The organism is Polynucleobacter sp. Latsch14-2 (genome assembly GCF_018881925.1).
GTDB lineage: Bacteria > Pseudomonadota > Gammaproteobacteria > Burkholderiales > Burkholderiaceae > Polynucleobacter.
In genome coordinates, this window is sequence record NZ_JACVPL010000004.1 from 19,446 (window position 1) to 43,811 (window position 24,366).

Consider the following 24,366-nt stretch of genomic DNA (forward strand, 5'->3'; position numbering starts at 1 on the left):
AAAATGACTGCACCACTACCTAAAAATCTCACAAACGCAGACACCTTAGTCTTATATGGGGAGAGTTTTGCTAGCCGCTTATTGTTAGGCACTTCACGCTACCCTTCACCGCAAATTTTAGAGAATGCTGTAACTCAATCCAACCCTGCCATGATTACAGTAAGTTTGAGGCGTCAAGGGAGCTCTACAACTGAGGCTCACAGCGGCTTTTGGGACCTTCTTAAAAAATTGGCAGTGCCAGTACTGCCAAATACTGCTGGCTGCCATAGCCCTCAAGAGGTTATTACAACCGCTCAGATGGCACGGGAAGTGTTTGAGACTAATTGGATTAAGTTAGAGCTGATTGGTGACGACTATACATTGCAACCCGATACTCTCAGGCTAGTTCAAACTGCAGAGACCTTAATTAAAGATGGTTTCAAAGTTCTTCCATATTGCACGGAAGATCTCATTGTTTGCCAGCGTCTGGTAGACGTCGGGTGTCAGGCGGTAATGCCTTGGGCTGCTCCGATTGGCACCGGTCAAGGACCTCTCAATCCCTACGCGATGCAACTCTTGCGTGAACGGCTTAAGGTGCCGCTATTGGTTGATGCTGGGCTTGGTCTACCCTCACATGCTTGCACCGTCATGGAATGGGGTTTTGATGGCGTTCTACTCAATACAGCTGTTGCCTTGGCTGATAATCCTGCTGCTATGGCAAGAGCATTTGCAATGGCAGTCTCTGCTGGTCGCTCAGCTTACTTATCGGGTGCAATGCAAGCGCAAGATTCGGCACAGGCCAGCACCCCATTAGTCGGCACGCCGTTCTGGCATCAAAGTTAATGTTGACGATTAATATCAAGATATGAGCCTCATTCGCGACCTTGCAGATCAAATTGTGGCAGCACATCGTGCGGCTGATTTGGCTATTACAATTCCAACCTTTACCCTAGCAACACCACCACCAAAAATAGATAATGAACATGCTAGCGATCATTATGAATTAGCCGGCACCCTCGCTGCAATTGAAATGGGTTTTATTGAATCTGATGCGAGCGTCTTAGGTAAGGCCTGGTCACGCATGGTCCATCAAGATGGTGGATTTGACCCTTACAAATGGCCCAAAAGACCAGAGCATTTTGATTTACTACCCTGGACTCGCAATATGAATCCCAAGGCCTTTGCTGAATGCCCTAAACGCTTAGGTCTCTATGGAGTGATGCCTGACTCTGATTGGGTTAAGCGTATGGTTGATGCAGAACTGCCAACTGTACAGCTGCGCTTTAAATCCGAGGACAAGTCCAAAATTAAAAAACAGATCGCACAAGCCGTATCTGCAGTTGAAGGTAGCAAGACTTTGCTCTTTATTAATGATTATTGGCAAGAGGCCATAGCTGCTGGAGCTTATGGTGTTCATCTCGGGCAAGAAGATATGGAAACAGCCAATCTAGAGGCGATTCGTAATGCTGGATTGCGACTAGGCCTGAGTACTCATGGCTATGCCGAAATGGTTTATGCGGATCGATTTTGCCCTAGCTATATTGCGATGGGTGCAGTGTTTCCAACACCCATCAAGCAAATGCCCACTGCCCCACAAGGCTTAGGTCGCATTTACCAATATGCCAAGCTTATGAGTCACTATCCGCTAGTTGCGATTGGCGGCATTGATGAAACTAGCATCCATGCAGTAGCACAAAGTGGAGTGGGTTCTGTAGCGCTCATCAGGGCAATCACAAATGCCAAAGACCCAAAGGCTGCAGTCAAACACTTACAAGAATTAATGCGAACTTAAGTGCACAGTAAAACTAACCCTCTTCTTTGGGTAGCGCTGTTGGGTAAAACTCAAACATATGCCAAAGAGGTCCAGGCCCCTCACCAATACTTAAGAAACGACCGGCCCTAAGTCCAGCCTCAACATAAGAAATGCCTTTAGCGACAGCATGACTTAAATCATGGCTATCGGCTAGATACGTTGCAATGGCCGATGCTAATGAACAGCCGGTGCCATGAGTATTTTCAGTGGGTACGCGTTCGTGTTTAAATTCTTTTGCTTGAATTACCTCAAGACCATCCTCGAGGCTTCGCCACATTAAGTAATCAGAAATTTGCGTATGGGTTGCGTCAAGATGACCGCCTTTGATCAGCACCGCTTGAGGGCCCATATCTAGTAATTCTTGCGCCGCTGCTTTGAAGTCATCCGGAGATGCAATCTCGCGACCTAATAACAAGGATGCTTCGTCTAAATTTGGCGTAATCAATGTTGCCATTGGAAATAAATCCTGAATCATGGCTTGAGCAGTATCGTCACCACCCAGACTTGCACCCGATGTTGCACGCAATACAGGGTCCAACACAATTCTTTTAATGTCATGCTTGCGCAAAGCATTTGCTACCGTACGGACAATTTCTGGACTTGCCAACATGCCAATCTTGACGATATCTGCGCCAATATCGGATAAAACAGCATCAATTTGAGCCTCCACAACTTCTAGGTCAACATCCTGTATGTGCGTGACCCCAAGAGTATTTTGAGCCGTAATAGCGGTGATGACAGACATCCCAAAGCCACCAAGAGAAGTAATGACCTTAAGGTCAGCCTGAAGCCCCGCCCCGCCGCCGCTATCCGAGCCAGCAATGGTCAGTACTTTGGGGATCTGCACAGAAGTGGGAAGAGTTGCTTTCATCTTGCTATAATATCGGCTTATTCCTCGATAGCTCAGTCGGTAGAGCGCCGGACTGTTAATCCGTAGGTCCCTGGTTCGAGCCCAGGTCGAGGAGCCAAGAAATACAAGGGGTTAGCTAAGGCTAGCCCCTTTTTCTTTGCGTACTGGAAATTTTCCAACTCAACGAATCGCATTGGGATAGCCCCTCCAAATAAAAACCCCCACCACAAATGGTGAGGGTTTTGTAAAGCAAAATCAACTTTTTGCACTTATTTAGATATTGCAGATTCCATCAATCTACTTTTTAGCCACTCTGCTGGGAACAACTGCTTGTCGCTGCTCTCCTAAACCTTCTATGCCGCAGGTAACGACATCACCCACTTTTAGATAACGTGGCTTTGGCTTCATCCCCATACCCACTCCAGGTGGAGTTCCTGTCGCAATAATATCGCCAGGGAGAAGCGTCATATATTCGCTGACACGGCTCACGATAGTGGCAACATCAAAAATCATGGTTTTAGTATTTCCACGCTGCCTAGGCTCATCATTCACATCAAGCCACATATCGAGTTTTTGTGGATTCTTAATCTCATCAGTAGTAACAAGCCAAGGCCCAACTGGTCCGAAGGTATCGCAGCCTTTGCCCTTATCCCAAGTGCCGCCACGTTCAAGTTGAAACTCACGTTCAGAGACATCGTTAATGACGCAGTAGCCGGCCACATACTTCAGGGCATCTTTTTTAGAAACATACTGAGCTTTTTCCCCGATAACGATTCCAAGCTCAATCTCCCAGTCTAATTTTTTTGAATTTCTTGGTGTAATCGTGTCGTCATTACAGCCACATAAGCTTGAATTAGCCTTGAAGAAAATTATCGGCTCAGGAGGAATAGCCATACCTGCTTCAGCAGCATGGTCTGAGTAATTCAATCCAATCGCAATGAACTTGCTGACGCCATTGACTGGAACGCCAAAACGTTTTTTACCCTTAACAAGAGGTAAAGATTCTGGTTTAACTTTAGATATCTTGGTCAATACCCCTTTAGATAAATAGCGTGGCTCTATATCTGGAATGATTCCGGATAGATCCCTTAATTTTCCAGAGCTATCAATTAATCCCGGCTTCTCCTTGCCCTCTGCACCAAATCGCACTAACTTCATCTCAAATCTCCCTAAAACTGTTTACCAGCATAAAAATTAAACAATCATTCCAACACAATCACCAAATCCAATCCTAACGGCATTTGGTAAATCGCAATAGGCTTTCATAATGACTGTATCCCCATTTTCCAAGAATCCACGTACCTGTCCATTCGGTAGCTTTATTGCCTGCTTTCCACCGAAAGTGAGTTCAAGTAAGGAGCCAGCAGATTCTGGAGTTGGCCCAGACAGCGTTCCCGTGCCAAATAAATCACCTGCACGAAGGTTACATCCATTACTTGTGTGGTGAGTAATCATTTGCGCAATCGTCCAATAGGCAGCCTCCGAAAACTCTGATTGAACCAGTCTATAGGGGGGCTCTCCACTTGAGCGCATCTCCTCCGTCTGGATCAGTACCTCCAACATAATTTGGATGGCCCCACCTTGAGTATTCTGGGTAGACTCTAAATAAGGCAAGCCTGCATTAGCTTTGATCGTTCTAGTGAGCGGGCATCTAAAGGGTTCTAAGGCAAACTTAGTCACAAGCCAAGGTGAAATCGTTGTCGCAAAGCTCTTGCCGAGAAATGGTCCAAGCGGCGTACTTTCCCATCCCTGTATATCACGAGCAGACCAATCATTGAGAATGCACATGCCAAAGAAATGATCTTCTGCGCTTTCAATGGCAATTGGCGAACCCAGTTCATTGCCGCAGCCAATAAAAACACCTAGCTCTAATTCGTAATCAAGGCGTCTGGTTGGCTGAAAATAGGGAGGCTTACCATCGCTAGCCCTAGTCTGCCCTGTAGGCCTTTTGATTGGGGTGCCAGAAGGCAGCAAAGAAGAGGAGCGGCCATGGTAACCAACAGGCAAGCAACTATAGTTCTCACCTAGCGGGGCATCGGGACGCAACATCTTACCAACATTCATTGCATGATGGATGCCGGCATAAAAATCCGTGTAATCACCGATCTCACATGGCAATAGCAAGACCACATCGATCTGCGGTATCAGTGCTGCCTGTATTTTCGTTCGTTCTAGATATTGCCTCCCAAGCAATTGAGAAAGCCAACTGCGTAATAACTGATGATCTGCATCAGATTTAGACATGAAAGTATTGAGATTGGCAGTTGCTAAAAGCTGGACTGAAGCGCTAAGTTCGCTAGGTATTTCAATAGACGTGGAAAGGATAAAAAAGTCTAATATTTGATCCCCTATAGCAATCCCTATTCGCTCTTTTTTTAAATGATCGGATTTTAAGTAAAACCTGCCAAAAGGTAAGTTTTCAATTGGAAAGTCGCATCCAATGTGATTGGCGCTTTCAACCCAGCTACCGACTGATATTTGACTCACATTAATCCTCTTTGTAATGATTGGAGATTGGGGATTGCCTAGGTGTATAGATTAATTCTGTGCATTAACCACAATTATTCATCTTTTAATCGCTTTGATATATTCTTAAATCTCATCATAAAGCATGTAATGGAGACTAAAAATGATTGACCTAGCAGATCCCATCCGTCGTGTCATCACTGAAAATAATCCCGATGGGAAATCGTACATCTCAGAAGATGCACTTATAACAAATATCAAAGTAGTTCCAGAGCGTCCCGGGTATCGCGTCAGCAATATTTGGAGAACTACCGAATCGCCTGCGCTCATCAATGCGCCCGATTCCATTCATGAACATATAGGTGTATTGCCACCTAAAAATGGCAACGTTTTCAGAGTGATCGACTACCCGCCTGAACCTAAAGATGCGGCTGAATTAAAACGCCAACAAGATGCCACATTTGGAGCGCTCTATCCCGATGCCGGGCATGAACTTGGACCTCATGATCACCCTGGTATGCACATCACAGAGACGGTTGACTATGCCGTGGTTTTGGCTGGTGAAATGACCGCCATTCTTGAAACAGAGGAAACGGTTTTAAAGACTGGCGACATTCTGATTCAGAGGGGTACGAACCATGCATGGGCGAATCGGTCCGGACAAGCTGCACGCATCCTTTTTATCTTGTTAGACGGAAAATATTAGGCTAATATTGACTGATACCAAAAAAAATAATTGAGACGAGGCTGAACTATGAAACAACGCATTTCATATTTGCTTTATTTACCTGCTGCTTTTTTTATCCTAATAGCGCAAGCAAGCAATGCGCAAACCTATCCTGATAGAACAATCAAGATCATTGTTCCATTTGCAACTGGTGGACCAACAGATATTATGGCGCGGGTTATTGGTCAAAAACTTAGTACCGCGTGGGGTCAAGCAGTTGTCGTGGAAAATAAACCTGGTGGTAGCGGTAACGTTGGCGTTGCGCAAGTCTCTAAAGCCAATCCTGATGGCTATACTCTCCTCGTCACCAGCACTTCAATCGCAGTAAATGTGAGCTTATTTAACAATCCAGGGTACGATCTAGACAAGTCACTGATCCCGGTTGTTAATATTGGATGGAGTCCTAATGTCATTATTGCAAACAACAACTTTGACGCCAGCAATCTAAAAGAGGCGCTTCAAAAAGCAAAATCAGGCAAATTGAATTACGCCTCACCTGGTTTAGGCACCACCCCCCATCTCACCGCAGAATATCTGTTCAAGGTCTTAGCAAAGGTGAATGTCACACCAATTCCTTATAGCGGTGCAGGACCTGCAGTAAATGCAGCAATGACCGGCGAAACAGAGTTTGCCAGCACTTCGGCACCTCCTGCAATACAGTTAATTAAAACAGGTAGGGTAAAAGGTTTGGCCATCACAAGCTCAAAGCGCCTGAGCACATTACCCGACACCCCCACCTTATCGGAATCTGGCTACCCGGGTTTTGAAGATTACACATGGATTGGAATATTTGCGCCGGGTGGTACGCCCCCTGCAATTATCAATAAAATTAATGCCAGCGTAGAGTCAATCTTGGCAGAGCAAGAATTTCGTGACCGCCTAACAGCGCTTGGCTTTGATCCGGTTGGTGGCTCACCAGCTTCATTCTCTGCTTATGTCAAATCTGAAGTCAATAAATGGGCCAAGGTCATCAAAGAAACAGGAGCAATAAAAGAATAAGCGTATGAACAAACCAACATTAGATCGCATCCATTTACTATTTGAATACCGCCATAAACTTGATCCAAATAAAGAATTTTTATTTACCCCAACTCGCACTTATACCTTCGAGCAGATCAATACCCTAGTCAATGAACTAGAAAAAGAATTATTAGCCAACAAAGTAATTCCCGGCGATCGTATTTTGATCATTGCCGAAAATTGTCCTGAGCATATCGCCCTCATTCTGGCTTGCAGCCGTGTCGGCGCATGGTCTTGTGGCGTCAATGCGCGGATGTCTAAAGGTGAAATCGCCACCTATCTTAAGATGGCCGATCCTCGCTTGATTTACTTTACTAGTGGCGTCTCTCCAGCTGCTCAACAGCACGCTACTCAGTATGCAACGCAGTCTTCAGTCTTGAACGCTCTCAGCCTAAGCAAGAGCGATACACCAGCTTTACCAGCAGAGCCTGATCTGATAGATAAAATTGCTGCCATTATCTTTACATCTGGCACGACAGGCGCATCCAAGGGAGTGCTTGTGAGCCATCTTGGACTGACCCATTTTGGTCGCGTCTCAGCTGAATCTCGTGATCTAGGTCCTAGTGATAAGTCCTACGCCTACCTACCAATGACTCATATTTTTGGTCTCGGCACAGTGCTTATGGCGTCCCTCTATGCAGGCGCTGCGCTAATATTGCGCACGCAATTCGATCCGGCTGAGGCGTATGAAGCACTTGCTACCGGAGGGCTAACAAACCTTCAAGGACCCTCTGCAATGTATACACGACTTCTTGATTACTGGGAAAGTCACGCAGAAGGAAAGCAAAAACCCTTGCACCCAGACCTACGTTATGTCTACATGGGGGCATCAGCATTGGATTATTCGATCAAGCTACGTGTTGAGGAATTCTTTGGCTTTCCCCTCAATCACGGCTATGGATTGTCTGAATATGCTGGAGCCGTCTCTGTTACCAAGAATCATGTATGGAGAAAAGATACATCCTCTGGATATTTGGTTGAAGGTGGTGAGGTCATTATTGTTGATGCCGATGGGAAAGAATTGCCGCAAGGTGAACGCGGTGAACTTTGGATTCGTGGCATCGGTTTGATGCCTGGTTATTTCCGAGACCCCGACGCAACCAAGCAAGTGATGAGGCCAGGTGGGTGGTTGGCTACTGGTGATATTGCTTATTTTGATAAAGATGGGGCTCTTTTTGTCGTCGGTAGACTCAAAGAAATGATCATTCGCTCAGGATTTAATGTCTATCCTGCTGAGGTTGAGACAATCTTAAATAGCTACCCAGGAATATCACAAAGCGCTGTGGTTGGCAAAAAAGAGGCTGATGGCAATGAAACTATTATTGCCTTTGTGCAACTGAGCTCCGATCAAAAGATTGACCAAGAATCTGTAAGAGAATTTTTAAAAGATCGTCTAGCGCCCTATAAGTTGCCAGCTCAAATAATCGCAATGGATAAATTTCCCCTGACATTTAGCGGTAAGATTCTGAAAAGAGAGTTGTTGCAAACACTCTCTTAATCAGAAAAACACTTAAAAACTGCTTTGCAATCAGATTGTTATTCAATCTGATTGTCGACTATTCAGGCGTCAGATTCCTATAGATCCTTAGATTTTGGTGCGCTAAACATGCGCTTAATTCTAGAGGCATATGCTGCACGAATATGCCTTTTAGTCACCTCATCCGCCGCAACGGGATCGCGGTTTTCTAGCGCACTCACAATATCTTGATGATCCGTTAAATTTTCACGAACGCGTTTTTCATCCATGAGATTAGATTCACCAAGTAAACCTAACGCATCACGAATAGGTTCGAGCATTTTGAGTAAGAAACGATTGTGGGCACACAAAGCCAATGCTTCATGAAACTGACGATTCTTTTCAGTTAAGTCTTCTACCTTGCCAGAATCTACCAAAGAAGCATACTCCTCATGCAAACTTCTAAGCCAAGCAAGTTCTGCATCTTGAGCATTGCGTGCTGCGAGTTTTGCTGCGGCCCCCTCCAGGATTTCTCGAATAACAAATAATTCCGTAACAATCGAATGATCAAATTCAATAATGCTAAATCCACGCTGACCATTTTCCGCAGCCAAGCCCTCAACTTGGAGTCGAGCTAACGCCTCTCTAATAGGCGTTCGTGATAGTCCCAGCATTTCTGCCAGTTCAGCTTCGCGCAATCGATCGCCACTCTGAAAACGTCGCTGACGGATAGCTTTACGAATCGCCTGATATGCCCTCTCACCAAGAGACATCGCATCATCATCCGCCGCCCGTTTAAGCAATGTCGGTTTTTTAGGTGCCTTAGTACTAGTAGGTTTTTTAATCACGGGTTCGTTTCGGTATTGGGATTAGCGATTCAATGCAGCATTGCCGGCCGAGCTTCCGGCAATACGTCCGAATACTGAGCCTGATACCAGTCCTGTACCACTTGGATAGTTGAAGTAGAAGATTCCCCCAAGCATTTCTCCGGCGCAATAGAGGCCCTCAATTGGCTTAAGATGAACATCAAGCACCTGTCCGGTATCGGCTACGGTGCGCAATCCGCCGAAGGTAAAGGTGATGCCACAAGTTGTCTGATACGCCTCATATGGAGGTGCATCTAACGCCTGCGCCCAATTAGACTTAGGCGGATAAATCCCCTCAGTACCTCGTCCATCTAAAACCGTATGATTGAATGGCACTTCAGACTTAATGCTTGCGTTGTATGCGCGAGCTGTATTTAGGAACTCCTCAGGGTTAACTCCTTCAAGTTTCTCGGCTAACTCCTCCAAGGTATTTGCACTCACTTTAGTAACAAATTTAATACGATATTCATTACGCAAAATATCTTTTACCTTGGAATCAAATACTTGCCATGCGAATTGACCGGTCTGCTTGAGAACCTCTCCACCATATTTTGCATAAGTAAATGAATGGAAATCAGCCCCCTCATCTACAAAACGACGACCTTCGGCATTAATGAGTAGTCCAAAAATATAGCTATGCTTTTGAAACTTATCACCGACATTCACGTCACCATACTCAGGCGCATTACGATCCCATCCAGTGGCATGACAGCCAGACCAATTTCCGTATGGGGCAGCCCCAATATCTAACGCCATTTTGAGTCCATCCCCTTGGTTAAAACGACTGCCGCGGACTTTAGCCAATTCCCAGCCATGACCCAAATATTTGGTACGCATCTCAGGATTGGCCTCAAAACCACCGCAGGCCAGAACCACTGATTTAGCATGGTATTCAACAATTTGGTTATTGCATTGCGTCTTAACACCGGTAACCTTACAGCCATCCAAAATCAGAGACACTACCCTCGTATCATAGACAACATCTATTTGAGATTTTTCAACTGATTTATCTAAAAAATCAACTAGGCCGGCACCACCACCTGAAACCTCAATCGGTAAACGACCAAAAAATTTCCGCCTGCCATCAACTAAAGCCGACTGCCTACCAAAATTAGGTACAAATCTAACGCCTTTCTCACGCAACCAAATCATGGTGTCAAGGCTGCGACGCACCAAAATCTCTGATAAATCTGGATCAGTTCTATATTGCGTTAAGCGAAATAGATCATCAAAAAATTCATCCGTAGTGTTGGTACCAAAATCAGTTTCAGCCAATTCTTTTTCGGTGATATCAGTGACTTTCATTAAGTCGTCCACTGAATCATAGGCAAAGCGCATTACACCGCCAGCAAAACGGCTATTACCGCCGTGCTCATCTTTTGAGGCTGCTTCAATCACTAGAACCTTCGCCCCAGTATCTTTTGCCGCCAAAGCAGAACACAAGGCAGCATTCCCTTTTCCAACAACAATGACATCGTATTGATTGGTCATGATTTCTCCTAAATTTTTATGAGTAGTTTTTAAATAATTTTGTTAATAAACGCATGTCTTCTAGCGATTCCAATCGATCAATCAGTTGGTAGGCTTCTTGAACTGCATCATCAGAAATAATTCCCTTGGAGCACAGTTCAAATTTGGTCTTTAGGCGATCCTTTGGCAAGGGATTATCGGAAGTCCTGCCCAAGGGTTCCTGTACTTTGGCGGCAATGCAGCTGCCATCCTGCAGATGTACATGAACCTCGCCACCAAAATGGTTTTCTGGTGAAAATTGGACATCGTTATAGGGTCGAGCAAGAATCTTTTTCATTAAATCAACAACCTTAGGATTGCTGTATTCACCATCCAAAAAATGGCCCAAAGAAACGCAGCCTTCTAGGAGGCCTCGTGCAACAACATATTGAACGCTAAATTTAGCGTCTAGTTCACTTTTCGGACTGGGGCGATTGGTATGCGCAAGTCTGCGCTCATGAATCCAAACATCGACATGTTTAATCTGTTCAGCATCTATAGAATGCTCAAGCGAGAGGCTGATGGCGCAATCAATCGCCGGATGTGTGCTGCCGCAACACGGGTACTGCTTAATTGCAATCCCGGGTTTAACAATATCAAACGGCTTAGCCCAGGCATTTAAGCCCTTTGCTATATCGTAATTTCCAGCACCGTTATAAACCTCAAAAAAACCTTGGGCATGCTCAAATACATCGTTAGTGTTGGCCGTATATCCAGCCTTAGCAAGCTTTGCCGCCAAGAGACCTTCGCGCGCACAACGTCCAATATGCATAGGCTTAGTCATGCTGCCAAAATTTGCCTTAATACCAGAGGCGCCAGAGGCGGCAAGCGCTAAGGCAACCATTGTCTGATGTTCGTTTAAATTCAAGAGTCGCGCGCAAGCAGCGGCTGCCCCAAATACGCCTAAGGTTGCTGTGGGATGCCACCCTTTCGTGTAATGATGGAAATTTACCATCATGGCAATTTTGGTCTCTACTTCAAATCCCGCAACATAGGCAGTCATAAAATCTTTGCCGCTAACAGTGATCTCATCCGATAAGGCAAATAAAGCCGGCAGGATTGGTACGGATGGGTGCCCCCCCATTGTATTGTTACAGTCATCAAAATCTAACGCATGCGAAGCTGTACCATTGATAAAAGCAGCGTCTAACGCAGATTGTGTTTTGGGCTTTCCAAAAATAATGGACTTACCAATTGAGCCGGTGAGAACATCGGCCAAGATTTTGGCACAAGGCTCTGCAGAGCCTGCCAAGGTAACGCCAACAGTATCCAAAATACCAACTTTGGCCCAATGAATCACATCTGCATCAAAATCCGAATACTTAAGTTCAGTTATTTTGGATGCAAAGAATTGCGCTACATGAGTATTTTTCATTTTCTTGCCCGCCTTTTATTCCTGAATCTTTAATTCTTTAATTACTTTTCTCCACTTCATTACTTCAGAGCGAATAAATTGTGAAAACTCTTGCGGGGCACTACCAACAGCCACCGAACCATCGGTACTTAAACGCTCAGCCATGGCTGGAGTTTTTAAGATTTTGACAATTTCTTTGTTCAGTTTGTTAATAATGGCCGGAGGGACACCTGCTGGGGCTGTAATGCCATACCACCCCGCCACTTCATAACCCTTTACCCCTGCTTCCTGCATCGTAGGGACTTGTGGCAAAGAAGGCGACCGCTGCAATGTAGTGACTGCAATCGGATTGAGGCGTCCAGATTCGATATGTCCATGAGACTGCAAGATGGTTGAAAAAAGCATGTCAATCTGCCCACTTATGACGTCATTCATTGCTAAAGAGCCGCCTTTGTAAGGAACATGCATCACATTAGTATTTGTTAATAACCCAAATAAGCCGCCTGCAAGATGGCTAAAGCCACCAATACCAGAAGAGCCGTATGTCAATGGTCTGCCAGAACTCTTTGCATATGCCAATAATTCGGCGACATTTTTAACGGGCAAGGATGGGTTAATGACTAAAACATAGGGCTGTGAAGTAGCTTGCGTAATTGGGGCTAAATCTTTTAATAAGTTGTACGGCTGCTTAGTTTGTAGGGTTACATTCACCGAATGGCTCGATGAAATCATGGTTAAGGTATAACCATCAGGCGCAGCGCGAGCGGCAATTTCAACTGCAATCGTACCGTTTGCACCTGGCCTATTCTCAACAACTACTGGTTGCCCCCAAGCCTCTGTTAATTTTTGAGCTATGGTTCGAGCCGTTATATCAACTCCACCTGCTGGAGCAAATGGGCAAAGCAAACGGATCGGCTTATTGGGGTACGAATCTACTTCGCTTTGCGCCCATGATTTTGGTAAAAAAGTGGCTAAGTAACCAAATCCACACATGATGGAAAATTTTCGTCGATTGAAATTCATAACTATTGCGTATCCAGTGAATAAATAAGTTCAGGCATATCCCGCAGGCTCTTTAAATCTTCCAATAAAAATAATGCATCCCACCAATGCTGAGCGTCGACACATCCACTGGTAAGCTGAAGAAAACGTTGTTGTAACTGATGCGCATCCAATGGCTTATTTGGAGAGCCCAAAAATTCATCTGACCAACGCTCATAAACTTTGCCAGACTTTAAAGTGATGCGCAGCAGTGACGACCAAGCAGAATGCTTTCTATCGCCTTGTGTAAATGGCTGAAGATTGATATCCCGACAAGTTTGGCGCACTAATTCATCATGCAAAACAGAGTCATTCATATTGCTTGGCTGATAAGGATCATGATGCAAGGCCCAGGCAACACAAAATGGCGTACTGTATTGTGCTTGCTTAATATCCGCTGGCTCGCGAATGACATGATGACTCAATACTTTTTCAGAAACCTCTAAATCAATTTGGGCTACTTGCTCAGCATTAAAGAGATACTCTTCCATTAACATTCTGAGTGACTCTATTGAGGTATGAGCAGTAATGTGACAGGGGAAAGCCTTCAAACAGGTCTTTGTAGTTTCCCACGATGAACCTAGATTGGAAGCCAAGAGCTCCGGATTTGAATCATCACAATAAGCCTCAAGAAAACCAAAGCGCCCCTCAAGAATAGATTCGGGCCCATCCAAGCCCTCCTTTGCTAACTTGGCAGCAACTACACCAGCTTCAGCAGCCCTGCCCAAATGCAAACGCTTAACATCAGAACCGTATTGAGATTTTGTAAAGGCCATTAGCCCAGCGGACAAAGAGCCCGCAATACCCAATGCGGATACCATTTGCGCCTCAGTGAGCCCTAGCAATATCCCAGATGCAATAGCACTCCCATAAGGACCTGTTAAGCCTGGCGCATGAAAACCTTTTTTCTCACTACTGTGAAGTGAGGCTGCGCCAATGCGAAACATGACCTCGCATCCAACAATGACCGCTTTAAGCAAGGCAGCGCCAGATGAATTGCACTCTTCAGCAACAGCCCAAGCCGGGGCAACAACAGTAGCACTAGGATGAACCCCTGCCCCTGGTTTACGCAGGCTGTCTTGTTCAAAAGCATGTGCAAATGCGCCATTGCAGAGGGCGGCCTGAGGAGCCGATAAGCGCAGTCCGGCAATACCAAAAAGACGAGAATGACCAACACCACTATTGGCATTAGCAAAACGCATAATTGCCTGGCTCCAGGGGAAACGACTGCCGTAGCTAGCAACACCAACTGTATCAATGACAAGTGATTTAGCGGCTTGCATTACTTCAAGAGGAGCGGACTCCAATCTAAAATTTACCGCAAACCTAGCTAATCTTTCAGAGGCGTACATATCACTCTCTTTTCGCATTACAGAGTCATTAGGGCTGTTAATTTCTTTGCATTATCCAAGCGCTCTAGCGTCAGAATAGATTCACACAACTCTTCTGCTTGCAACTTTGGCAATGCCTTGGTAGCCAAAAACATAAATTTACTCACGATGTCTTCCTCACTTGCAAAGTTATGCTCACTACCACGACCAGACTCAACCGTGGTCTTTAACAGTGTGCCATCATTTAACTCAACCTGGACGTGAACTTTGTGACGATACTTTGAACCTTGCTTAGTAATGGCTTCATCATGCTGAACGCGAACCTTGCCAGCCAAAGCCATGCGCTCTGGATCTGCAACCAATTCCTCGCTAAATTGATCTACAAAGCAGTCACCCTCTAGCAAATAAGTGGCTACGCAATACGGTAAATTGAGCTGTGCTGAGGTCAGCCCCTGCGGGATATAAGTCCAACCCACATGATCCATCGTGACTTGTGAGCCACTGACTAAAATTTCTTTAATATCGCCTGGGCCGAAATGACGTTGTTCTTGCAATAAGCGAATGCCATCCAAAGTGGTGTGATTACTACCAACACATGAATAGAATTTCAGGGCGATACCCATCGTTTGCCATACACTGCCGAAACCAGCGGTTAACTGCTCTAAATCAAAACGATCATTCGACCTGGAAAATGTTGTGCAATAACCGCCATATTCGCTTTCCAATACATTCTCAATGCCAGTAAAACCATTTTTAGCAAGTAAGGCGCCATACAAACCGCTTTGTGCAGCACGTCCTGCGTGCATACGCTTAACCATCGAGCCGTATTGAGCCGCCATTAAGCCCGCCGCCTGTGTTCCAGCAATCCCAAGTGCATGAACTGTTTTCTGAGCATCTAAATTCAAGCCACGAGCTACTCCAGCCGCGGAAGAAAAAACTCCCAATGTAGCCCCAGAGTGCCACCCTTGGGCTATGTGCTCTTGACCCATACAAATACCAACCCTAGGACCGATTTCATAACCAGCAACAGCCGAAGTTAAAAACTCCATGCCATTCATGCTCCGCTGTGACTCAGCAATGCCAATTAGGCCCGGCAGTACAACTGCACCTACGTGCATGACACCTTGTCGATGCACGTCATCTAACTCGAAGCTTTGGATTTGCGTGCCATTAACTAAGACAGCATGAGGCAATGACAACCGTTTATTGGTACCCCAAATTTGTGAGGAATTTGAAGAGTCCACTGCGGCCAGTGTTTCCTGCAATATTCGAGTCCACTCCAGTTTCTGGCCATACAAACTACATCCTAGAGAATCCAGAATCAACAATTTAATTCTCTGAATTACCTCAGGGGGAATATCACCAAACTGCAAGCCACTTACAAATTCCGCTATACCTTTTGTGTAAGGATTATCTCGTCCTGCATCTGCCATCTGTATCTCCTGAGTGCTGATTAATCTGCATATATACCATTGTATACAATAGTATATCTTAGAAATTAATAGCTCAATAATGAAACTTTTGAGTATTCAGGGTGGATAACTACTTTAAATTCTTGGCAAAAGGTTTAGTTGACTTGCAAACGGCCTTCTTTAAGAAGCCTACCAATGCGGGTATATTCGATACGGATATATCGAGCAAAATCCTGAGGGCTACCACCAATGACTTCAGCCCCTTCTGTCACCAACGATTCTTTGACCTTTGACTGGCTTAAAGCCTTTCCAGCCTCTTGGTTGAGTCGAAGGATGACATCATTAGGAGTACCTGCGGGGGCAAGCAAGCCATACCAGGAGCCTGCCTCATAACCGGGAAGACCAGACTCTGCCAAAGTGGGTATATTAGTCAATAGAGGGGATCGCTTTGCACTAGTTACTGCCAGCGCCCTTAATTTACCAGCCTGAATATGCGGAAGAATGGCAACTGTACTGCTAAACATGAGCTGAACTTGCCCAGCAAGTAAGTCTGATAATGCTGGCGCTAAACCCTTATAAGGAATGTGCACCAAATCAACGCCTGCCATAGATTCATAAATAACAGTGGCAATTTGGGCGGAGCTACCGTTGCCATTCGAGGCGTAATTTAATTTACCAGGATTTTGTTTTGCAAACGCCGTCATTTCTTGAATGGTCTTAAATGGGGAGGTCGCATTTACAGCAACAACAGATGGAGCTGTAGCCAGAAGAATAATAGGCGAGAAGTCTTTCTGAGAGTCGTACGGAATCTTCGACATAACCTGAGGATTGACCGCAAGACTCCCCACTCCACCCAAGAAAAGGGTATATCCATCAGGCAGAGCCTTGGAGGCAAGATCGGCACCCAAAACTCCTCCTGCACCAGGCTTGTTATCAACCACTACAGCTTGACCAAGGTTATGACTCATTTGCTGAGCAACCGCACGGGCAACAGTATCGTTACCGCCACCAGGGGCGAAAGGCACAATAAGGCGAATGCTTTTATTCGAATACACATCCGCACATGCAGGATATGAAGCAGCCCCAAGCAAAAGTAAACCAACTACAAAAGACTTAAATCCATGCACCTTAGTTAACGCTCATTTTTGATTCTTTAACCAAAATGGAAGCTGCGTCCATTTCAACCTTGACCATCTGGTCAAACTTGGCAGGACTCATCAACATCGGTTCTGCACCTAACTTACTCAATTGATCAACAACCGAAGGATCCTTCATAACTTTAATGATGGATGCATTCATTTGATTGATGATCTTAATTGAAGTCTTTGATGGTGCAAAAATACCCACCCAAAATATGTAAGAAGAGTTAGGAACTCCTGCCTCAATGGTGGTGGGCACGTTAGGCAGTACCGCCGAGCGCTTGCTGGTACCAACCGCGAGAGCCTGTAGTTTTCCATCCTTAATTAAAGGGAGAGCCGACACAATTGGCGAAAAAAACCAATCAACACGACCCGCTATTGTGTCGGTGATGGCGTCAGGAGTCCCTTTGTAAGGAATGTGATTGGCATTTAACTTCGCAGCAAGCTTAAATTTTTCCGCATTCATATGAGTGGCAGAACCATTGCCAGCTGAAGCATAGTTTTTTACCCCCGGCGCTGCCTGAACTTTACTCACAAGGTCACTTACAGAGACATATCCAGCGGCTGGTGCGGTGACCATAACATTGGGTAATTGCACCAGAGGAGTAATGCCGGCAAAATCATTAACCGTATCGTAGGGAAGATTGGTATATAAAAATGGATTTACAACATGCCCAGAAGACTGAATCAAAAACGTATAACCATCGGGATCGGATTTCGCAACAATACCAGCTCCGATTGTTCCGCCTGCGCCTGGCTTGTTTTCGACAAAAATAGATGTGCCCAAGGAATCGCCTAGCTTGTTAGCTAATATACGTGCAATAACATCGGTACCGCTACCCGGGGTAAACGGTACGATAAAGCGAATAGTGCGAGCTTTTGGCCAAGCCTCCTGAGAATGAGCGGCACCCATTCCAAATACAGTAAGCGCTAGCAAAATAATGAAATTGCCAGGGAAAACTTTCAATGCATTTATAAACTGTCTCATGATATTTAATTGTCTATTTAAATTAACTAATTGATTTAATTTGAGGCCATCACCAATACAACTTTTGCAATCTGATTGCTCAGGTTCTTTAGCTGTCTTTTTTGGCTCCTTAAAAAAACACAGCTATCATTTTTGCGTAAGATTGTCTCAGATTTACTGCCATCTTCGAGTTCGTAAAAAACAGTAATCTCACCTTCAAGTACTAAATAGATCTTTTCAACATCGGAGGCATCAAAACCCGTTTGACCCCCGGGTTCATAAACACTCATGCCCATCCACATTTGCTCGCAGGGACTAGCATCCTTACCCTGAAGACGATAACAAGTCATGTTGTCATGATTTGGAGCCTGATAAGTCTTTGCCTCATTAATTCGCGTGATGTGCATAAATCGTCCCAATAATTTTTATATCAATGCGTATAACTACAACTTAAAGACAACACGTTTTTCAGAGCCACTCAAAACAAGTTCATAGGCTTGAAGTGCGTTATCGAGAGAAAAAACTTGATCAACTGGAAATGGTTTCAATTTTTGCGACTCAAAACCTGGACGCAGTAGATCTAATAACGAAGTTGATGCTACACAATCTAAGGCCAATGTATCAATGCCAACATATGTATGCATACCCCGGTAAAAAGTAAAAATATCAAACGGGACCGCACGATCTTGAGTGGCAATAAATATCTGAGCCCCACCTTTTGCCATCGATTTATTGGCGACCTCAAAATAAGCACTACCAACAGTGTTATAGACAATATCAGCACCTTTGCCGCCACTCAACAGAAGGATCTGTTCAGATACTTCATCGGGAGCTAAGCCTTTCGAATTAACAACGCTTACAGTCGAACATGAGAAAGCTTCAAATATTGATGATCTTTGCACTGCAATGACTTTTGCACCATACATTGCGGCAATTTGAACAGCGGCCTGCCCCACTTTTCCATTGGCGCCCATCACCGCAACAGTCATCCCCGCCTGAGGAAATCCACTGCGGCGATAACCCTCGAAAGCCGTTACAAAAGGCACGCCAATCGCACCAGCCTCTTCAATCGTAATATTCATTGGTCTCAGGTGCAAAGCGGCCACGGGTAAATTCAAAAAACTACCGTGTGAGCCATCCCTAGTGATACCTACATCACCACCAGAACCAAAGACCTCCTTACCAATCCACTCCGATGGTCCTTCGATCACGATGCCAGAAAAATCTCTGCCGGGCGTTCTTGGAAAGACCGCCTTTGGCATGATGCCAAGGGTCGCCTTCACATCACTGGGATTAATGGCTGCAGCCTTTACTTGCACTAAAGCAAAACCTGGTGCCGGCTTAATTGGCGCCTGCTCCACTAACTCAAGTCTTAAGTCGGTAATCGAGCTAGCTTTTTGATTTACACGTAAGGAGAAATTCATATATTGGAGTATGTATTAGGAATGCTTTGATTAAAGGTGACGACCGCCATCAATCACAATTCGTGTTCCCGTCGAAAAACGCAGGCGTGTTGCACAAGCTTCAATGGCTGACGCTACATCATCCGGTATGCCAATACGCTTAAGTGGTGTTGTGGCGGCTGTTTTTTCATTAAAGTCGCCTCCCCGTCCAGGAACAAACGCCGAATCAACTACGCCAGGTGAAACACAAAGAACCCGGATATTAGGAGCAAGAGCTTTAGCAAGAGATTCACTCACAATATCTAAGCTTGCTTTCGCTGCAACGTAGGCCAAGTTGCTACCAACACCAGTAAAAGCAGAGATCGAGGAAACGTTGACTACCAAGCCATCACTATTAGCCTTTAATAACGATTGGAAGGCCCGAATTGAAGCGAGCACTCCACGAAAGTTAGACTTTAAAACATCATCAATTAATTCATCAGTTAAATCATCGAGATTGGCGGCAGGTACGGGCTTAGTAAAGCCAGCAGAGTTCACCAAAATATCGCAACGTCCTAAGCGGCTATTAACCTCACTGGCTGCGGCTACCAAGCTTGCAGAATCAGTGATATTGGCATTAAGGCATAAATGCTTACTGCCAGGCAGAAGGTTCAACTGTTCCTTACCTTTTTCAAGCGCATTACGACCTATCAGTACGCAGGTGGCGCCCAATTTTGCCAAACGTTGAGCCGTAGCGAAACCAACAGCTCCATTGCCTCCGATGATGACTGCAACCTTGCCATTTAAATCGTCAACCGATTGAAAATTACTCATACAAAACTCCTAAGGAATGGGTGGGGCTGGAAAAACCATCTCACCAGCTTGTAACAAAAATGAATGATTGAGTTTGCAAATACCAGTTGCAGCATCGGTAAGGTATTCGCCAACCAATTGTTTAGAAACGCCAAATACTGGATCGCTCTCTAAGTTTTGATCTGTAGAATCAAAAACTTGAGTAATTAATACTTTGTAACCAGGCTTTGAAATCATAAAATGAATATGTGCGGGTCGGTTCGGATGGCGTTTTTGGGCACGCAGCAATTCTCCGCATGGCCCATTGGTGGGCACTGGATAACCAGCCGGGCGTATTGAGGTGAAGAAGAATTCGCCATCAGCGTTAGTTTGAAAACGCCCTCGTAAATTCATATCTTCCTGATGCTCGTCTTGGTTTTCATAAAAGCCAACGGGCGAAGAATGCCAAACATCGACAATTGCACCAGCAACAGGTCTCTTGAATTCATCCATAATGCGGCCACGCACTTCCATCGCCTGACCACCTAAATCAGTTCTTGAAATGTTTTCACCCCAAGCGCACAAGGGGGCGTTCTTACGCCAAAATGGGCCCAATAAGGCGGCATAAGATCCACCATCTAAATCTAAATTATTAATTGTGGATACCAAGGATGACACGCCCAAAATATCAGCCGCCAGCACTACTTCATTCGTATTTGCACCGGTAGCTTGACCAATACCCACTATGAACTGAAGAGCCCTCTCAAATTCCAACTCTGTTAGCTGATTTTCCAGAACAAATTGATGCAAGTGTTTGGTTAATGAAACAATTAAGCTTTTAAGTCTTTGGTCTTCCGTACTCTGCATTGCAGCGACGGTAATATCTAAAATGGATTCTGGGCTGGTTATAAGTGACATATTAGTACCCCTCCTAGAGAGTTGGCCTACCCAGTTGAATTAACTGCTCAGGGCCAATGCTGAAATAATCGGCTGGACCGCCACCTCGCAAAATATGGCCCGCATTTGCCGTGTTGTAAATGCCATTCTCCAATAAATCGCTTGCTATGTGAACCATAACAACTTCACCTAGCACTAACCAGGAATTAATTTTTTCGCCTTCTTTGTTAAGAAGTTGAGAAATGCTGGTTTTTCGACATTCGAAAGTAACGGGGCTTTCAAGGACGCGGGGCGCTGAAATTAAGTCAGAATTTAGCGGCGTCAGACCAGCAAAACCAAATTCAGATTCATCAGGTGGCAATGGCGCTGAAGTTTGGTTCATTTTCCCCATTAAATCTCTGGTGACCAAATTCCATACAAACTCCCCTGTTTGCTCAATATGGCTGACTGTATCTTTGTGGCCAATGCTGCAAAATCCAATAATGGGTGGGATATAGTTAAATGCATTGAAGAAGCTATAAGGTGCTAAGTTCAAAATCCCGGCAGCACTTCGAGTAGAAATCCACCCGATTGGGCGGGGTCCAACAATCGAGTTAAAAGGGTCATGTGGCAAACCATGGCCTAAACCTGGCTGGTATGAGTGGCTCGCCCTATTCATTGATATCTCAACCCCACATTAAGTGCCTTTATAAACGCAATCACCACCTTACTGCGATTGCTCTGAAGGCTCAATATTAATCCATTTTTAAACGTTCGTTTAAAGGGTGGTTTGTGGCGCTCATGGAGTCCAATGCTTGCCAATCTCGGCTTACAAGCATTGTTTTTATTGAACATTGGTCAATTTGGGGATAAATTAGGATCCGAGCACCAATCTTGAGAATCAAACTACTAGTTATAAGCAAAAAGGAGACAGAATGTATTGCACTTGCACATCCTCACGCAGAAAGTTTATTAGCGGCCTCTTAGGTGGAATTGCCTGCACCGCTATCCCCGGTAAGGCAGCCAGCCCAACCCCTGCAGTACTTGGAAATAGGGATCGGATCGATACCCACCATCACTTTTTTGCTCCTAGCCTATTAGAGATTATGGTTGAGAAGAAAATTGCAGCAAAACCTGCTCTGGATTGGTCTGTGAGTGCAACTCTAAATGATATGAATAGAGCCGGGACAGCAACCGCCATTCTCTCCGCAACCACCCCTCAAGTGAGCTTCTTGAATGCAGAACTCGCCAAAAAATTTGCGCGAGAAAACAATGAATATGCTGCAAAACTATGCGATCAATACAAAGGAAGGTTTGGTTCATTTGCCATGCTGCCCCTACAAAACATCGATGACGCTCTAAAAGAAATCGAATATTCGATGGATGTACTCAAGGCTGATGGGATTGGCCTACTCACGAGCTATGGTGACAAATGGCTAGGACATCCCTATTTCACCCCAGTGATGGAGGAGCTGAATCGCCGCAAGGCAATTTTATATACGCACCCTACTGCTGCTAATTGCTGCCAGAATTTATTACCCGATACTCCGCCAACAGTCATTGAATATGGCACAGATACAAGCCGCACGATTGTGAATATTATTTTTTCTGGAACCGCCGCACGCACTCCAGATGTTAAATACATCTTCTCGCATGCCGGCGGAACAATACCCTTCCTCACTGAGCGCCTGCAAATGATGCCGGTATTAGATCCAAAACTACAGGCACGAGTACCCAACGGCGTAATGCACGAGCTACAACGTTTTTATTACGATACCGCATGGACTTCAAACCCATATGCACTTTCTTCACTCTTAAAGTTGGTCAAGAAAGATCAGGTCCTATATGGATCAGATTACCCCTATCGCACTAGTGAAGACAATGTACAGGGTCTTATAGCTTATGGATTTAGTCCATCAGACCTGCAACAGATCACCCGTAATAACGCAGTTAAGCTCATTCCGCGTTTAAAGGTCTAAAAAATGAGTGCTAGGGCTGGTTCAGGGTTGAAATGGAAGTTCTGGAGACAAAGTTATTACATTTTGTAATTCCACTAAAATAGCGCAATGACTAAAATCCCAGAACTCCTTGCTCCTGCAGGCAGCATTGACATGCTGCAAACAGCTTTTAATTTTGGCGCTGATGCTATTTATGCGGGTCAGCCACGCTACTCCTTGCGAGTGCGCAATAATGACTTTGGCAAAATTGAAGTGCTTAAACAAGGCATTGATACGGCCCATGATTTGGGCAAAAAGTTTTATTTGGTATCCAATCTACTCCCGCATGGTGCCAAAACCCGTACATACATCAAAGACATGTCTCCGGTCGTCGCTCTCAAACCAGACGCCCTCATCATGTCCGATCCAGGCCTCATCATGATGGCTCGCGAAGCATGGCCAGAGATGCCGATTCATTTATCAGTGCAGGCCAATACAGTTAATGGGGCTTCTGCTAAATTTTGGCGCTCAGTTGGTATCAGTAGAGTAATTTTGTCTCGCGAACTTTCTTTTGATGAGATCGAAGAAGTGCGCCAAGATTGCCCAGAAATGGAGCTTGAAGTCTTCGTACATGGGGCTTTATGTATCGCCTACTCAGGTCGCTGCTTACTCTCCGGCTATATGTCTCATCGAGATTCAAATCAGGGTGCCTGTACCAATGCATGCCGTTGGGACTACAAAGTTAAACCCGCTAAAGAAACTGCGAGCGGTGATGTGGTCCTAATACAGGAAGGCAAACGGCCAGATGATTTAATGCCAATGGAAGAAGACGAGCATGGCACTTACATCATGAACTCCAAAGACTTACGAGCAGTTGAGCATATAGAAAGACTTACCGCCATGGGAGTTGATTCTTTCAAAATTGAGGGTCGCACTAAATCTCCTTACTATGTTGCGCGTACATGCCAATCGTATCGGACGGCAATTAACGATGCCGTACAAGGCAAACCATTTAATACTGCGCTGCTCGGGAACTTAGAGGGTTTAGCAAATCGTGGCTACACGGATGGCTTTTATGAACGCCACCATGATAAGGAATATCAGTTGTACATGAGAGGCTACTCCCTTTCGGGCAGAAGTCTTTATGTTGGCGAAACTCTTGAAATAGACCCTGCATCTGGTCGAGTCAAGATTGATGTGAAAAATCGCTTTTCAGTTGGCGATAAATTAGAGATCATCGAGCCACAAGGCAATCAAGATTTGATCCTAGAGAGCATGTGGAATATGAAGGGTGAATCCATTCAGGTTGCTCCTGGCTCAGGCCACTTTGTTTGGGCGCAACTGCCATTAACAAGTAAGCATGCCTATATTGCCAGATACACTAACGAGCCAGCAAAAGTCGAGGCAAGCTCTTGCTGCAATGGCCAGGAGAGTTGTTCGGTTGATTAG

General features: G+C 45.1%; 23 protein-coding genes and 1 tRNA gene. 8 read left to right on the forward strand and 16 right to left on the reverse strand.

What is annotated here, in order from left to right; all coding sequences use genetic code 11:
- Positions 1-3 precede the first annotated feature (3 nt).
- Both ICN46_RS05210 and ICN46_RS05215 read left to right on the forward strand, forming a co-directional pair.
- Positions 4-822: a thiazole synthase gene (locus ICN46_RS05210; RefSeq protein WP_216205546.1), complete on the forward strand. Its 819-nt coding sequence runs from the start codon at positions 4-6 to the stop codon at positions 820-822.
- Between the two features lie 22 nt (positions 823-844).
- Complete coding sequence (locus tag ICN46_RS05215; RefSeq protein WP_216205549.1) at positions 845-1,771, forward strand: thiamine phosphate synthase; 927 nt, start codon at positions 845-847, stop codon at positions 1,769-1,771.
- A gap of 13 nt (positions 1,772-1,784) precedes the next feature.
- Here the strand turns inward: ICN46_RS05215 and thiD are convergent, their stop codons facing one another.
- The gene (thiD, locus tag ICN46_RS05220; protein ID WP_216205552.1) at positions 1,785-2,663 is read right to left on the reverse strand and encodes a bifunctional hydroxymethylpyrimidine kinase/phosphomethylpyrimidine kinase; all 879 of its coding nucleotides are present in this window, start codon (positions 2,661-2,663) and stop codon (positions 1,785-1,787) included.
- A 21-nt stretch (positions 2,664-2,684) separates the two neighbouring features.
- On the opposite strand from thiD, the gene ICN46_RS05225 reads away from it, so the two are divergent.
- A tRNA-Asn gene (locus tag ICN46_RS05225) sits at positions 2,685-2,760 on the forward strand.
- A 179-nt stretch (positions 2,761-2,939) separates the two neighbouring features.
- Here the strand turns inward: ICN46_RS05225 and ICN46_RS05230 are convergent.
- Together ICN46_RS05230 and fahA are read right to left on the reverse strand one after the other, a co-directional pair.
- Positions 2,940-3,800, reverse strand: coding sequence for a fumarylacetoacetate hydrolase family protein (locus tag ICN46_RS05230; RefSeq protein ID WP_216205555.1), 861 nt, complete (start codon positions 3,798-3,800; stop codon positions 2,940-2,942).
- A 36-nt stretch (positions 3,801-3,836) separates the two neighbouring features.
- A complete protein-coding gene (gene fahA, locus ICN46_RS05235; protein WP_216205870.1) occupies positions 3,837-5,147 on the reverse strand; it encodes a fumarylacetoacetase in 1,311 nt (436 codons plus the stop codon).
- 124 nt (positions 5,148-5,271) lie between these two features.
- Here fahA and ICN46_RS05240 point away from each other — a divergent pair, with 124 nt between their 5' ends.
- From ICN46_RS05240 to ICN46_RS05250, 3 genes are read left to right on the forward strand one after another with little or no spacing between them, the layout of a single operon-like run.
- Positions 5,272-5,814 (forward strand): cupin domain-containing protein, encoded by a 543-nt coding sequence (locus tag ICN46_RS05240; RefSeq protein ID WP_216205558.1) that lies wholly within the window; start codon positions 5,272-5,274, stop codon positions 5,812-5,814.
- Between the two features lie 48 nt (positions 5,815-5,862).
- Entirely contained in the window at positions 5,863-6,834 is a 972-nt protein-coding gene (locus ICN46_RS05245; protein WP_216205561.1) for a Bug family tripartite tricarboxylate transporter substrate binding protein, read from the forward strand.
- A gap of 4 nt (positions 6,835-6,838) precedes the next feature.
- The gene (locus ICN46_RS05250; protein ID WP_216205563.1) at positions 6,839-8,353 is read left to right on the forward strand and encodes a class I adenylate-forming enzyme family protein; all 1,515 of its coding nucleotides are present in this window, start codon (positions 6,839-6,841) and stop codon (positions 8,351-8,353) included.
- A 77-nt stretch (positions 8,354-8,430) separates the two neighbouring features.
- Here ICN46_RS05250 and ICN46_RS05255 read toward each other — a convergent pair whose 3' ends face one another.
- The 13 genes from ICN46_RS05255 to ICN46_RS05315 all read right to left on the reverse strand — a co-directional run bounded on the left by ICN46_RS05255 (position 8,431) and on the right by ICN46_RS05315 (position 21,659).
- Positions 8,431-9,159: a GntR family transcriptional regulator gene (locus ICN46_RS05255; protein WP_216205565.1), complete on the reverse strand. Its 729-nt coding sequence runs from the start codon at positions 9,157-9,159 to the stop codon at positions 8,431-8,433.
- A gap of 21 nt (positions 9,160-9,180) precedes the next feature.
- Entirely contained in the window at positions 9,181-10,668 is a 1,488-nt protein-coding gene (gene tcuA / locus ICN46_RS05260) for an FAD-dependent tricarballylate dehydrogenase TcuA (RefSeq protein WP_216205568.1), read from the reverse strand.
- A 16-nt stretch (positions 10,669-10,684) separates the two neighbouring features.
- Positions 10,685-12,061, reverse strand: a complete 1,377-nt coding sequence (locus ICN46_RS05265) for an MmgE/PrpD family protein (RefSeq protein WP_216205571.1) — start codon at positions 12,059-12,061, stop codon at positions 10,685-10,687.
- Between the two features lie 15 nt (positions 12,062-12,076).
- Entirely contained in the window at positions 12,077-13,063 is a 987-nt protein-coding gene (locus ICN46_RS05270) for a tripartite tricarboxylate transporter substrate binding protein (protein ID WP_216205574.1), read from the reverse strand.
- Between the two features lie 2 nt (positions 13,064-13,065).
- Entirely contained in the window at positions 13,066-14,433 is a 1,368-nt protein-coding gene (locus ICN46_RS05275; protein WP_216205577.1) for an MmgE/PrpD family protein, read from the reverse strand.
- Positions 14,434-14,450: 17 nt separating this feature from the next.
- Positions 14,451-15,845, reverse strand: coding sequence for an MmgE/PrpD family protein (locus tag ICN46_RS05280; protein WP_216205581.1), 1,395 nt, complete (start codon positions 15,843-15,845; stop codon positions 14,451-14,453).
- A 134-nt stretch (positions 15,846-15,979) separates the two neighbouring features.
- Positions 15,980-16,951 (reverse strand): Bug family tripartite tricarboxylate transporter substrate binding protein, encoded by a 972-nt coding sequence (locus ICN46_RS05285; protein ID WP_216205586.1) that lies wholly within the window; start codon positions 16,949-16,951, stop codon positions 15,980-15,982.
- A 1-nt stretch (position 16,952) separates the two neighbouring features.
- Positions 16,953-17,951 carry a tripartite tricarboxylate transporter substrate-binding protein gene (locus tag ICN46_RS05290; RefSeq protein WP_216205589.1) on the reverse strand — a complete coding sequence of 333 codons (999 nt, stop codon included), beginning with the start codon at positions 17,949-17,951 and terminating at the stop codon, positions 16,953-16,955.
- 35 nt (positions 17,952-17,986) lie between these two features.
- The gene (locus ICN46_RS05295) at positions 17,987-18,337 is read right to left on the reverse strand and encodes a cupin domain-containing protein (protein ID WP_216205592.1); all 351 of its coding nucleotides are present in this window, start codon (positions 18,335-18,337) and stop codon (positions 17,987-17,989) included.
- A gap of 36 nt (positions 18,338-18,373) precedes the next feature.
- Positions 18,374-19,354 carry a quinone oxidoreductase family protein gene (locus ICN46_RS05300; RefSeq protein WP_216205595.1) on the reverse strand — a complete coding sequence of 327 codons (981 nt, stop codon included), beginning with the start codon at positions 19,352-19,354 and terminating at the stop codon, positions 18,374-18,376.
- 30 nt (positions 19,355-19,384) lie between these two features.
- Positions 19,385-20,146 carry an SDR family NAD(P)-dependent oxidoreductase gene (locus tag ICN46_RS05305; protein WP_216205598.1) on the reverse strand — a complete coding sequence of 254 codons (762 nt, stop codon included), beginning with the start codon at positions 20,144-20,146 and terminating at the stop codon, positions 19,385-19,387.
- A gap of 9 nt (positions 20,147-20,155) precedes the next feature.
- Positions 20,156-21,022, reverse strand: a complete 867-nt coding sequence (locus ICN46_RS05310) for a dioxygenase family protein (RefSeq protein ID WP_216205601.1) — start codon at positions 21,020-21,022, stop codon at positions 20,156-20,158.
- A gap of 13 nt (positions 21,023-21,035) precedes the next feature.
- Positions 21,036-21,659: a flavin reductase family protein gene (locus tag ICN46_RS05315; RefSeq protein ID WP_216205604.1), complete on the reverse strand. Its 624-nt coding sequence runs from the start codon at positions 21,657-21,659 to the stop codon at positions 21,036-21,038.
- Positions 21,660-21,915: 256 nt separating this feature from the next.
- On the opposite strand from ICN46_RS05315, the gene ICN46_RS05320 reads away from it, so the two are divergent.
- Both ICN46_RS05320 and trhP read left to right on the forward strand, forming a co-directional pair.
- Positions 21,916-22,959 (forward strand): amidohydrolase family protein, encoded by a 1,044-nt coding sequence (locus ICN46_RS05320; protein WP_216205607.1) that lies wholly within the window; start codon positions 21,916-21,918, stop codon positions 22,957-22,959.
- Positions 22,960-23,046: 87 nt separating this feature from the next.
- The gene (trhP, locus tag ICN46_RS05325; protein WP_216205610.1) at positions 23,047-24,366 is read left to right on the forward strand and encodes a prephenate-dependent tRNA uridine(34) hydroxylase TrhP; all 1,320 of its coding nucleotides are present in this window, start codon (positions 23,047-23,049) and stop codon (positions 24,364-24,366) included.